Consider the following 12,026-nt stretch of genomic DNA (forward strand, 5'->3'; position numbering starts at 1 on the left):
TTTTATATCATGTTAGAATAGTAAAAGCAGCAAAAGAAAAACTTCCAAGCTAATAGGCAGGAATTGAAACAAATGGCAGCGAATGTATTGTCATTGCTTAAACTTTAGTAAGGGGTAGCAGCGGATGTTCAAAAAAATCTTAAAATCATATGATTATACACTGATTGTTGCAATGGTATTACTTTCTCTATTTGGAGTAATTATGATATACAGTGCCAGTATGGTATCATCTGTCCAATATTATGGGGAAGACAGCAGCAGTTTCTTTTATAAGAAACAGATTCTTAACTTGCTTGTGGCAGGAGTGGCCTTTATTGTTGTCGCCCTTTTTCCTTATAAGGCATTTATGAGCAATAGATTTCTCGTTCCCATGGTTTTTATATCGTTAATTGGTCTTTTCGGTGTTTTTGTTCTTGGTCATGTGGCAGGAAATGCACAAAGCTGGTATAAGCTTGGAACGGCAAGCCTGCAGCCTGCGGAATTCGTTAAGCTGTCGGTGATTGTTTATCTCTCCGCCATCTATGCGAAAAAGCAATCTTACATAAACGAATTTAACAGAGGGGTTGCACCTCCGCTCGCATACTTATTGCTTGTATGTATGCTTGTCGGCTTACAGCCTGACTTTGGAACAGCAGCGATAATCTTCATGATTGCGGCAACGATTATTATCTGTTCCGGAATGAGTTTGAAGAACTTGTCAAAGCTAGCCGGCATCGGCCTTGCTGTAGTGGCAATTGCTGTAGTAGTTCTTCAGCTTTTTGGCAAAGATGTCTTGACTGAAAAGCAGCTGAGCAGGATTTTCGTATTTATGGATTCGCCTTTTGCTGAAGACATGGTCCAATCCACCGGCTACCAAATGAGCAACTCGCTTATTGCCATAGGCGGAGGAGGCTTAAAAGGTCTTGGATTAGGACAGGGTATACAAAAGCTCGGATATTTAACAGACGGCCACACAGACTTCATTATGGCGGTAATTGCAGAAGAGCTCGGTATTTTTGGAGTAGGCTTTGTAGTCGTATGCTTAAGCTATATTGTGTTAAGAGGTATATATATTGGATTGAAATGCAAAGATCCTTTTGGCAGCCTCCTTGCAATCGGGATTTCAAGCATGATTGGCATCCAGTCTTTCATTAACATCGGCGGTGTGTCAGGAGTGATACCTCTAACAGGTGTTCCGCTCCCTTTCGTAAGCTACGGAGGGTCATCGCTTGTACAGCTCGCCATAGGCATGGGAATATTGCTGAATGTTTCGATGTTCACTAAATATGAAAAAGTGTATAAAAATCGAGAAGAGGCTGTTCCTGAGGTTCCTTTGAGAAAAAGAATCGCACAGCAGGAAAGAATCTAGCATAAAGAAGATGCCCTAGTGGATTAGGGCATCTTCTTTAATTTTCCTATGTAAGTGAAGTATATCCATTTCAGTTATTTTATTTGGCTAACGGGGCAATTAGATTTATAATAGATTGTGGGTCGAAGGAATCTATTTCGCATAGAGAGACTTTTATTTTTTTGTAAAAAAATGCGGAAAAAAAGATTGAAATATGTTTTAATTATAAAAGGGCCTTTTTTCATCGTTTAAATGTTGTTAATAATTGTGAAATTGGGCACAAACAATCATTTACCTTTATGTTTATATAAAGGAAAGATGAGTTTAAGTGGGAATGAACAGTAATTCCAATTGCACTTTTAAGCTTTTTATAAAGGATATAGATTTGGTTTAAATAAGGGAGGAAACATCTATGGCAAATTATAGAGCGTATCCTGAAGCTCAGGTTGACGGGGAAGAATCACTGCCAAAAACATCTGCGTGGAAGGATTTCTTAGCGCTGATCAAAGTAGGTATTGTAAATTCTAACCTAATTACAGTCTTTACAGGATTGTGGCTGGCGCTGCATTTTTCTGGAGAGAAATTTTTGGTGAATATCGACACAGTCTTGTATACATTAATTGGTTCAGCCTTAATTATTGCAGGATCTTGTGCACTAAACAATTATATTGACAGGGATATTGATCCGCTGATGGAAAGAACTAAGGAGAGACCGACTGTTACTGGGAAAGTCACACCAGGCAAGGTTGCAGTTCTCGGATTCGGTTTGCTTGCAATCGGAACATTCTTTATGCTTCTAACGACTATCTCTGCAACGGTGATTGCATTGGTAGGAGCTTTCAGCTATGTGGTTGTCTACACAATGTGGTCTAAGAGAAGACTTGTTTCAAACACAGTTATCGGTAGCTTTTCCGGTGCTGTTCCGCCTTTAATCGGTTGGGCGGCAATTGATCCGAATCTTGATATTATGGCATGGAGCTTGTTCTTAATTATGTTCTTCTGGCAGCCACCGCATTTCTATGCATTGGCAATTAGAAGAGTAGAGGAGTACAGAGCAGCAGGAGTGCCGATGCTTCCTGTTGTAAAAGGCTTTGAAGTAACAAAAAAACATACGTATGCATGGGTTATCGCTTTACTTCCATTGCCATTCTTATTAGTGAAACTTGGTATTCCTTTCTTAATTCTGGCAACATTGCTTAATATCGGCTGGATTATCACAGGTATTATTGCAAGCAAGAAAAAGGACGAGATTAAATGGGCGACTGCTATGTTCGTATATTCTCTTCAATATATGACCATTTTATTCGTTGCCATGGTCCTTGTCACATTCATCATCTAAGTAAGAGGATATTCTATCAATGGATAGACACGATCATTCAACATAACTCCAATACTTAAGGCAGACTTACTTAACAGTAATTCCTAAAGCAGGCACAGTATACTTGATTCTTGCTTTAGGAAGCCGTTAAGATGAAAGGGAAAGCTAGACAAACTTTGGAGAGATTGTCGAATAGAAGTGTTATCCTTTTGCTAGAATATCCTTTTTTTGTCTTGCTTGTTTCGTACATATTTTTATTGTGTGCAAGGTACACTTGTTAAAAGCTTAGGGAATTCCCTTTAAAAATACTTATTTAGAGAGGGTTTGAAAATGAATTATTCACTACCGGTTTTACCTACTATTAGCACTGCATTTATTGTATTGAGTGCGATTTTTGTCGCAATTGGCTGGGGCTTAATAATCAAACGAAAATTGGAAGCACATCAAAAAGCAATGCTTATTGGCGCAATCTGTGCGGTTATTTTCTTTGTCATCTACGCTTCCAGAACTATTTTTATTGGGAATACTGCATTCGGTGGACCAGATGATATTAAAATATACTACACAATATTTCTGATTTTTCATATCACTTTAGCAACAACAGGCGCTGTGTTAGGAATTACGATGCTTGTCACAGGTTATAAGAAGAAATATGAAATTCACCGTAAGATTGGCCCAACTACGAGCATCATCTGGTTCTTCACTGCCATTACCGGTGTTGCGGTTTATTTACTGCTTTATGTAATCTATCATGGCGGAGAGACTACCTCTGTTATTAAAGCTATACTAGGATTTTAATTTCTAAAAAGTTCAGTCTATCAGATTTTATTTTAATAATGCTATACTATTTAGTAAGCAGCAAACATATAATGATAGAAATGATGGTAGAGAGGGGGTTCAGCCTCTGAAGACATTACTCAGAATTGTAATTATTATTTCTATATTGCTAGCGGTCTGGTTTTACATGAGTATTACTGATACAAGTGAAAACTCTGATGCCCTTGTAGATGACGGCACGAACTCAGCGAAAGTCGATGAAGGTCTTTCAGAAGAAGCGGACGAAGACACATCGATTTCAATGCCTGAAGAGGGGCTTGGAAGCATGATCGGCAGCAGTGCAAAGGACCTTGTCAAAAAATACGGAGAACCAGCAAGAAAAGACTCATCCAATTACGAATATGAATGGTGGATATACAATCAAGATTCCTCTAAATATTTTCAGGTTGGTGTGCTCGATGATAAAGTGGTGACGATTTTTGCAATTGGACAAGATGTGAACATAGCTCCGTACAAGATTGGCGAAGAAATCGGCAATATATATGAAAAGACACCAATCGAGACAAATATCAGTTTGAATTATGAGGACTCCTCCTACCGGTTTGAGCTTTCAGAAGATGAAATTAACAACAGGCCTCTTGTGAAAATGGGCGATTATTATGTGCAGCTGTACTTTGATAAGTTTACAGGAACACTCTCAAGCGTCCGTTATATGGATGCACGAACATTGCTTCAAATCAGGCCGTATGAGCTTGTATACAGAGGAGAGCTTTTGGAAGCAGATTTGGTAGTGAAGGAAAATGAAGCTGTTGAGGATGGCAATGAACGTCAAATATTAGATATTACGAATGTTATTAGAAGCAGGTTTAATTTAGGGAAGGTTCAATGGGATGAAGACACAGCAACAGTAGCTTTAGGTCATAGTGTAGATATGTATGATACGAAGAATTTTTCCCATACATCTGATAAATATGGCGACCTGGAGGAACGGCTCAAGACAGGAGATGTTTTTTATCAGCTTGCAGGGGAAAATATAGCAGCGGGATACACAGATGCAGCTGCTGTTATGGAAGGCTGGCTGAACAGCAAGGGGCACAGGGAATGCCTCTTGAATGAAAGCTTCACCCATTTAGGTGTAGGAGTATATAATAAATACTACACGCAAAACTTTATTGAAAAATGGTAAAAGGTTAACTGCAGCACTTTTATTGCTAAGAATCCACTTAACAATAAAAGTGCTTTTTTATGCCCAATTTTCTTTTGCCAACTAGGCACCTTTTAAGGAAGTTAACATATAGTAAGGTAGGCAAATTCAGCGTAATAGAGGTGAAAAAAGCATGTCAGGTAAACAACTTCATCCTTCAGTCCAACAATTTAAAGAGTTTGTGAAAGAGAATCCCCACATTATTCAAGAGGTGAGAAGTGGCGAAGCAACATGGCAGCAGTTATTTGAAGATTGGTACTTGCTGGGAGAAGAAGACGCTCGCTGGAGCAGTGAGCAAAATACAGGGCAAAGTACAGAAAAAACCGAAGAGACAGGAACAAATACAAGTAAATCATTATGGATGTCTTCTATTATGGATTCCATAAAAAATATGGATCAAAATCAGCTGCAAGGCTATATCGCTAATATCAACCAAGCGCTTGGTACAATTCAAGGTGTCATTGCGCAGTTTTCTCCAAACAGCAGCCCCTCTCAAGAGGCCAGCAAAGGTAAAGTGCAACAGCCGACAGGTCCTTTTGCATTTAGAAAAGATTAAGGAGGCAAATCTTTGAGGAAAAACGTGAAAGAGTACTTAGAGGAAAACAGGGAATTGCAGCAATTTATCCGGGAACAGCCGCTTTGGTACAGACAATTAAGCAGAAATCCAGGTGAATTACAGAGTTTTGAAGTTGCTTCATTACATTATTATAAAAAGACTATTCCTCATCATGTGGAGAAGTTTTCCAATGGTGTCCAAATGGCCTCGATGATGGTCGGGATGTTCCAAGCAATGAACTCACAATCGTGATGGTAAATTTTCGGCACTCTGTGTGAGTAAAAAGGGAAGCAGCAGCGAATACTAAACGAAAAGAATTCATGTTAGGGAGCTGTTCCTTATGAAAAAAATTCTAATGTTTTGTATTCCTGCTTTATTCCTTTTGAATGGCTGCAACAATGACGTTCCAGATCCTCAAGTGAAGGAGGAAGGACAAGCAGCAATGAATTTAGGAAGTGAAACAGCATTAGCATCAGCATACGTTCAGAGTCAAGATATTACCGTGCATTACCTCATTAAGGGTAATAATGTTTATATTGATTGTAAAGCACCATCTCTTTCTTTTCGCGAAGACAGTGGCAAGGAAACAGGGAAAATTATATTAGAAATGGACGGCAAGACTGTAGGGGAATACAAAAGCGCCGCATTTGTTGTCAGGAATGTAGAAAGCGGCCAGCACCAAGCTCTTCTTAAAATTATTAATAACAAAGGGATAAATTTGTTTCAAAAAGAATTTACCGTGACAATCAACTAAGTCCTGTTAAGGCAGGTTTATGTACAGCTGTTTTCGTAACAGATTGCTTTCTTTTCTCGTATTTATCAGTTAAAATGAGAATTGGAGGTGAGCTAATCGTGCTTGCTACAACTGAAATGCTTATGTTACAAGAAGAGGCAGAGTCCATAGCGGAAATGATATTGGAATCAGATGTGGCAGAACAATATCGTATGCGCATGGCAAACCTTATAACTGATAAAGAAACACAGGGGAAAATCATTTCTTTTAATGAAATGAAAGAACTGTACGAAGAAGTGCAGCGCTTCGGCAAATATCATCCTGAGTATAAGAGAGTTATGATGGAAATCAGACAGCTCAAAAGGGATATGGATATGGACGAGAATGTTGCTGCATTTAAGATAGCAGAAAATAATCTGCAAAAATTGCTCGATGAGGTCAGTGTTATCATCGGAAGATCTGTTTCTGAATTCGTAAAGGTACCAACAGGAAACCCATTCTTCGATGAGCTTTCCGGCTGCAGCGGAGGCTGCGGAAGCGGAGGCAGCTGCAGCTGTTCGGCATAAATGATAGAAGGCGATGATGATTGCTTCATCGCCTTTTTTATGGATTAATGAAGGCGGAACCTTTCTAAAATTTACATAATTCATATGAATTTTTTTATTGCTATGCTAGAATATAAAAAAATAGAAGCGGGGGAATATCATGCTAGGGCAGAGACAAGGCATCATCGTGTACCTTTATTCGTTGAAGCAGGCGAAAATGCTGCGCAGATATGGAAATGTCCACTATATTTCCAAACGATTAAAGTATGTTGTGCTATATACTAATTTAACGGAAACAGAAGCTCTAATGGAAAAGTTAAACTCCTTTTCATTTGTGAAAAAAGTAGAGCCTTCGTATAAACCGTTTTTAAAAATGGAATTTGAAAATTCTAAACCGGACAAAGCAAAAGAATATGATTATAAGATGGGCATATAAAAAAACTAAGAATACATCTTGGTTTTTTTATTTTGAAAAAAAAAACCTGCAAGCTATTTGCTTGCAGGCTCCTTCTATATCCTCTTACAGGAAAGAAGGTAAAGGGAGAGGAGAAACCGGAGGAAGAACTTATGGGGAAACGTAAGTCTTCTCCGCGGTTGGCAACAACATCCTCGAATAGATGTTGTTAATTACAGTATTGCCAAGGAAGCGCACCTTATACATCAAAGTTTGCTTTTTTGTGAAAAATTAAAAACAGCTTGAGATTTGTGTGTGCCGATATCTGATTCTTTATAGAAGTGTAAATGAGTGTTGGAATCCCGGGAATGTTTATGATAGGATAGTCAATGATAAACTATCAACTAATAAATCAGTGGTGATGTATGATGAGAGTCGTTTCAGGAACGAATAAAGGCATTTCATTAAAGGCGGTGCCTGGCAATTCGACAAGACCGACTACGGATAAAGTGAAAGAAGCAATCTTCAATATGATTGGCCCGTATTTTGAAGGCGGAATTGGTCTCGACCTGTTTGCCGGCAGTGGTGGATTAGGGATTGAGGCGTTAAGCAGGGGGCTTGAAAAGGTCATTTTTGTTGATAAGGATGGAAAAGCTATACATACAGTTAAGACGAATATCGCTGCTTGCAAATTGGAAGCTAAAGCAGAGGTTTATCGCAATGAAGCAGACAGGGCGCTTAAAGCGCTAATAAAAAGAGATGTAGTTTTTGATTACATATTTTTAGACCCGCCTTATAAAAAACAGCAATTGGAGAAATTAGTCCTGATTATTAATGAAGAGGGCCTCCTTGCTGATGATGGTGTAATAGTTTGCGAACATGGTTCAGAAGTAGCACTCCCGGAAAAAATCGGCAGTTTTCAGCAAATTAAATATGAAAAGTATGGAATCATTGCTGTATCGATTTATTCAAAACAAACAGATATGGAGGAAAATGCATAAATGGCTAGTATTGCAGTATGTCCTGGCAGTTTTGATCCAATCACAAATGGTCATATCGACATTATTAAAAGAGGGGCAAAAGTTTTTGATCAAGTTTATGTTTGTGTTTTAAACAACTCATCGAAAAAGCCGTTTTTTTCTGTGCAGGAAAGACTTGAGTTAATAAAGGAAGTAACAAAGGACATTCCTAATGTAACTGTCTCCTCATATGAAGGTCTTCTTATTGAATATGCGAAAAGTGTCAATGCAACTGCCATCATTCGCGGCCTTCGTGCTGTTTCTGATTTTGAGTATGAGATGCAGATCACATCTATGAACAGAGTCTTATCAGATGAAATTGAAACTTTTTTTGTGATGACAAATAACCAATATTCATTTTTGAGCTCTAGTATTGTGAAAGAGGTCAGTAAATACGATGGAGATATATCTGAACTCGTACCGCCATCGGTTGAGAGTGCGTTAAAGGAAAAATTTCGTCAGTTAAAAAGTACAGATAAAAAGGGATTGTGAAGATTTTTCACAATCCCTTTTTTGTTAAACTGTCCGTTTCTTTCCTGGAAGCCGGAAGAAAAGGATGACAACATAAACGGACAAGCAAATAATGGTAAATGCCGGACCTATCTCCATCCATTTTTGCATAGCTTGGCTAATCCATCCCTGGTCTTCTAAAAACGCGGGCATCGCAAACGCTGGTTTATCATCATTAAGGAAATTCGCGCTGAAAACATCCCAGAACAAATACGTGTAAATACTTGCAAAAATAGCTTGCAGAATTCGTGCGAAGAAGAACGGCTTAAAACCAATATCTGTTTGTGCTAAGATACTTGCAACCTGTGCTTGCACACTCAATCCGCAAAAGCCAAGAATCATGCTTGTCACAATTGCTTGTTGCATTAAAGTGCTCGATTCTACTCCGCTTGTTAATTTACTTCCCAGCGTAATCTCGAAAATCCCGGCAATAAATGGGATAGACAAAGCGGTGGAGAAGGAAAAAAGCTCAAAGAATTTATCTATGAACCCAGCCAAAAGGGAAGTTACCTGCAAGTGAAACAGCAAGCGATTAATAACAGAAAAAAGAATGATGAACCCGCCTACCATTAATAGAGACTGTATGGAAGATGTTACAGCATCACCTAGCAGCTTTCCTAATGGACGCTTATCCTTCAAGCGGGTGTGATGAAGCTCCCGCAATGCACGCTTCAAAGAAGGAACTTTGCTGCTCTTTTTATCTTTCGGAATCTTTTCATCTACTCCGTAAAATCTCATACAAAGACCGACAGTAAAATTCGCTAAGTAATGGGCTCCTGCCAGCAGAAATCCAAGCTTCGGATTATGAAAGAAAGCAGCAGAAACGGCGCCGATAATGAACATCGGGTTAGAAGCATTTGAAAAGGAGACGAGCCTTTCAGCTTCAACCTTCGTAATTTGCTTTTCTTCTCTTAACCTGGCTGTTAATTTTGCTCCTGTAGGGAAGCCGGATACCATCCCCATCGCCCATACAAACCCGCCGACACCTGGAACTTTAAAAAGTGGGCGCATTACCGGTTCTAGTAAAACCCCTAAAAATCGAACAACTCCAAATCCGATTAAAACTTCAGATAAAATGAGAAAAGGAAGCAATGATGGAAAGACGATTGTCCACCATGTGTTTAGACCGTCCTTGGATGCTTCGACTGCTGTTGCAGGGAATGTAACTAGTGCAAAAGCTAAAAAAGATGCAGTGCCAGCTAGAATTATGGTTTTCACTTTCGAACGATACAAGAATATATTCCCTCCCCTTTATAAAACATCTATTTCAAACTCGTCCTTTTAGCCCTCTACCAAACAATATACTCATAAGCAGAAAAAAAAGACCATAAGATTACTATGACCAAATTAAATAATTGGAGGGTTTTCCTTTAATGAATAGACCGAAGATTGGATTAGCACTTGGTTCGGGCGGTGCCAGAGGGTTTGCGCATATCGGCGTCATCAAAATATTAAAAGAGGCCAATATTCCGATAGATTATATCGCAGGAAGCAGCATTGGAGCGATAGTTGCTTCCCTTTATGCGGCAGGCTCAGATATTGACAGACTTTATTTCATCTCTAAATTTTTTAAACGAAAATATTATCTTGATTTCACACTCCCGAGAATGGGTTTTATAGCAGGAAACAAAGTGAAAGAGCTTATTCATTTGTTTACGTATGGAAAAAATATTGAAGATTTGGATTTCCCTATTGCGATTGTCGCAACAGATTTGTCGTTGGGAGAAAAGGTTGTCTTTAAAAAGGGGCCGATTGCAGAGGCTGTCAGGGCAAGCATTTCGATTCCAGGCATTTTTGTGCCGGAAAAAATGGACGGGCGGCTTCTAGTGGACGGAGGAGTAATCGACAGGATTCCTGTTTCTGTCGTGAAAGAAATGGGAGCAGACTTAGTGATTGCCGTTGATGTAGCAAATGTAGGCAATGATGCCGAGATAAGCTCTATATACGATGTCATCATGCGCAGTATTGACATTATGCAGCGGGAGCTTGTTAATTATCGGGAAGAGGCGAGTGATTTTATGATAAGGCCCCAAGTTGAAATGTTTAACAGCAAGGCTTTTACCGATTTAGAGAAAATAATTGAAAGAGGAGAAGAGGAGGCAAGACTGCATACAGCTAACATAAAAAAAGCGATAGCAAAATGGAAAAGAGAAAAAAAGGAATGACCTGTTTTTACTTGGTCATTCCTTTTATTTATTCATCTACCATGATAGGAACATGACTGTATTCCATCGCTAATAGCTCCTTCTGGTTTGCAGGGTGTGCACCCAGTGCATAAATAGATGCTGCTCGTATGTCTAAGTCAATTTGATGATGTTGTATGGAAGAAAGCTTGCTGATAAGTGGGAGTTTAAGTGTCTTTTTGTGCTTCTTCAAATAAGCTCTCCCTAGTTTTGTGCTGCCTAACAGTCGCAAGTATGCAGGTGTGTCGTTCTTTTGTATTTCCTCTTTTGTTGTGTTTGTCAGAATATGGACACATATTCGCTGGAGCCTTGTCCAAGTGTAGCGTTTCGTTTTCAACAAGGACATGAACTCCTGAAAGGAATCTGCTTTTTGACAAATCGCCAAAATTCGGTTCTCAATACCTTCCTCTACTTCATAAATCGTTTGCAGTTCACTCGGTGACATTTGTATAAGCCTAAACTTAAGATATGGCCAGTAATTTTCCCATTGATGAAAAATAGAGAAGGTTTGTTTGTAGTCTTCTAAGATCTTCAGAGTAGTGGTATTCACGTAGGGTGCAATCGTTTGAACGCTATGTTTTTCAAAAATTTCCTTGCGGATGCTCGTAGCGCTGGCAATAGTCTCGGAACTAAAATATGAATCATGATAATTTGCTTTAATCCGCGGAATGGTATAAAGACCCATCTGCAAGCCTTTTGACATTACTGCTTTTACATACTCAAAGCCCAAAATATTGTTTGGCAATGTTAAGTCGGCAATATTATCCTCACCTGTTGTTAAATCCGTAAAGGCAAATGACATTGCTTTTGGATAACTGCAGCCTTCCTGCAGATGCTGCTTGATCCTTTCAGCGAATAAAGCATTCTTGCTAGTCAAGATATGGTATGCATTCATAAATTCATTGATTTTTCCAGACTCGCTGCCAAAGCAAACAGCATCACAGTGTAAACTGTCCAACAACTGCACTGCTCCTTGTGCAAAAATGGTTGCATGTTGTACGCTGAACGCATAGGGAAGTTCAATGACAAGATCAGCACCGCCAGAAATCGCCATCTCTGCTCTGTGCCATTTGGAAACTAATGCAGGTTCGCCCCGCTGCAGGAATGGTCCACTCATAACTGCTATGACAATATCTGCATCTGATAATTCCTTTGCTTTTTGGATATGATGTAAATGTCCATTATGAAATGGATTATATTCGACAATTATCCCAACAGCTTTCATTTCAAATCTCCTTACAAGTTTCTTTCAAGAATGATTGGCATTGCTTTCGTAACTATATCGATTAAAGCTCAATTTCTTATCCTAGAATACATGATAAAGAAACGATAAGCAAAGCTTATAAAGCAAGGATTCTTTTTGCGGAAAAAGGTGCAGCCATAATATTTGCAATTCCGTCTATTCGAGGTAGAATAGATACAGTGCTATTGCATTAGAATTGCAAACCCATCATGCTTTT

General features: G+C 39.0%; 14 protein-coding genes. 12 read left to right on the top strand and 2 right to left on the bottom strand.

Going from position 1 to position 12,026, the window contains the following annotated elements; genetic code table 11:
* The first annotated feature begins 124 nt into the window (after positions 1-124).
* The 11 genes from ACLIJJ_RS08165 (at position 125) to coaD (ending at position 8,365) form a co-directional block, all read left to right on the top strand.
* Entirely contained in the window at positions 125-1,348 is a 1,224-nt protein-coding gene (locus ACLIJJ_RS08165) for an FtsW/RodA/SpoVE family cell cycle protein (RefSeq protein ID WP_233314532.1), read from the top strand.
* Between the two features lie 391 nt (positions 1,349-1,739).
* Positions 1,740-2,666, top strand: coding sequence for a heme o synthase (gene cyoE, locus ACLIJJ_RS08170; RefSeq protein WP_233314531.1), 927 nt, complete (start codon positions 1,740-1,742; stop codon positions 2,664-2,666).
* 309 nt (positions 2,667-2,975) lie between these two features.
* Positions 2,976-3,443 (top strand): DUF420 domain-containing protein, encoded by a 468-nt coding sequence (locus ACLIJJ_RS08175; RefSeq protein ID WP_233314530.1) that lies wholly within the window; start codon positions 2,976-2,978, stop codon positions 3,441-3,443.
* 106 nt (positions 3,444-3,549) lie between these two features.
* Complete coding sequence (locus ACLIJJ_RS08180) at positions 3,550-4,608, top strand: CAP domain-containing protein (protein ID WP_411410814.1); 1,059 nt, start codon at positions 3,550-3,552, stop codon at positions 4,606-4,608.
* Between the two features lie 151 nt (positions 4,609-4,759).
* On the top strand, positions 4,760-5,182 hold the full coding sequence (locus ACLIJJ_RS08185) for a YlbD family protein (protein ID WP_233314528.1): 423 nt from the start codon (positions 4,760-4,762) through the stop codon (positions 5,180-5,182).
* 12 nt (positions 5,183-5,194) lie between these two features.
* Complete coding sequence (locus tag ACLIJJ_RS08190; protein WP_233314527.1) at positions 5,195-5,434, top strand: YlbE-like family protein; 240 nt, start codon at positions 5,195-5,197, stop codon at positions 5,432-5,434.
* 88 nt (positions 5,435-5,522) lie between these two features.
* On the top strand, positions 5,523-5,936 hold the full coding sequence (locus ACLIJJ_RS08195) for a hypothetical protein (RefSeq protein WP_233314526.1): 414 nt from the start codon (positions 5,523-5,525) through the stop codon (positions 5,934-5,936).
* Positions 5,937-6,034: 98 nt separating this feature from the next.
* A complete protein-coding gene (locus tag ACLIJJ_RS08200; RefSeq protein ID WP_233314524.1) occupies positions 6,035-6,481 on the top strand; it encodes a YlbF/YmcA family competence regulator in 447 nt (148 codons plus the stop codon).
* Positions 6,482-6,620: 139 nt separating this feature from the next.
* The gene (locus ACLIJJ_RS08205) at positions 6,621-6,896 is read left to right on the top strand and encodes a YlbG family protein (protein WP_233314523.1); all 276 of its coding nucleotides are present in this window, start codon (positions 6,621-6,623) and stop codon (positions 6,894-6,896) included.
* Between the two features lie 386 nt (positions 6,897-7,282).
* Complete coding sequence (rsmD, locus tag ACLIJJ_RS08210; RefSeq protein ID WP_233314790.1) at positions 7,283-7,855, top strand: 16S rRNA (guanine(966)-N(2))-methyltransferase RsmD; 573 nt, start codon at positions 7,283-7,285, stop codon at positions 7,853-7,855.
* The gene (gene coaD / locus ACLIJJ_RS08215; protein ID WP_233314522.1) at positions 7,856-8,365 is read left to right on the top strand and encodes a pantetheine-phosphate adenylyltransferase; all 510 of its coding nucleotides are present in this window, start codon (positions 7,856-7,858) and stop codon (positions 8,363-8,365) included.
* 24 nt (positions 8,366-8,389) lie between these two features.
* Here the strand turns inward: coaD and ylbJ are convergent, their stop codons facing one another.
* On the bottom strand, positions 8,390-9,616 hold the full coding sequence (gene ylbJ / locus ACLIJJ_RS08220; protein ID WP_233314521.1) for a sporulation integral membrane protein YlbJ: 1,227 nt from the start codon (positions 9,614-9,616) through the stop codon (positions 8,390-8,392).
* Positions 9,617-9,756: 140 nt separating this feature from the next.
* Here ylbJ and ACLIJJ_RS08225 point away from each other — a divergent pair, with 140 nt between their 5' ends.
* The gene (locus ACLIJJ_RS08225) at positions 9,757-10,548 is read left to right on the top strand and encodes a patatin-like phospholipase family protein (RefSeq protein WP_233314520.1); all 792 of its coding nucleotides are present in this window, start codon (positions 9,757-9,759) and stop codon (positions 10,546-10,548) included.
* Between the two features lie 28 nt (positions 10,549-10,576).
* On the opposite strand, the gene ACLIJJ_RS08230 is transcribed toward ACLIJJ_RS08225, so the two are convergent.
* Positions 10,577-11,791: a nucleotidyltransferase gene (locus ACLIJJ_RS08230; RefSeq protein WP_411410752.1), complete on the bottom strand. Its 1,215-nt coding sequence runs from the start codon at positions 11,789-11,791 to the stop codon at positions 10,577-10,579.
* Positions 11,792-12,026 lie beyond the last annotated feature (235 nt).

The sequence above is a fragment of the Niallia laureatilytica genome, assembly GCF_046613985.1.
In the GTDB taxonomy this organism is placed as follows: Bacteria; Bacillota; Bacilli; order Bacillales; family Cytobacillaceae; genus Niallia.

Bases quoted from the DNA above. Each gene is read 5' to 3' on its own strand.
- ACLIJJ_RS08165 (WP_233314532.1), top strand. From the start codon at position 125: ATGTTCAAAAAAATCTTAAAATCATATGATTATACACTGATTGTTGCA.
- cyoE (WP_233314531.1), top strand. From the start codon at position 1,740: ATGGCAAATTATAGAGCGTATCCTGAAGCTCAGGTTGACGGGGAAGAA.
- ACLIJJ_RS08175 (WP_233314530.1), top strand. From the start codon at position 2,976: ATGAATTATTCACTACCGGTTTTACCTACTATTAGCACTGCATTTATT.
- ACLIJJ_RS08185 (WP_233314528.1), top strand. From the start codon at position 4,760: ATGTCAGGTAAACAACTTCATCCTTCAGTCCAACAATTTAAAGAGTTT.
- ACLIJJ_RS08195 (WP_233314526.1), top strand. From the start codon at position 5,523: ATGAAAAAAATTCTAATGTTTTGTATTCCTGCTTTATTCCTTTTGAAT.
- ACLIJJ_RS08205 (WP_233314523.1), top strand. From the start codon at position 6,621: ATGCTAGGGCAGAGACAAGGCATCATCGTGTACCTTTATTCGTTGAAG.
- rsmD (WP_233314790.1), top strand. From the start codon at position 7,283: ATGAGAGTCGTTTCAGGAACGAATAAAGGCATTTCATTAAAGGCGGTG.
- coaD (WP_233314522.1), top strand. From the start codon at position 7,856: ATGGCTAGTATTGCAGTATGTCCTGGCAGTTTTGATCCAATCACAAAT.
- ACLIJJ_RS08225 (WP_233314520.1), top strand. From the start codon at position 9,757: ATGAATAGACCGAAGATTGGATTAGCACTTGGTTCGGGCGGTGCCAGA.
- ACLIJJ_RS08230 (WP_411410752.1), bottom strand. From the start codon at position 11,791: ATGAAAGCTGTTGGGATAATTGTCGAATATAATCCATTTCATAATGGA.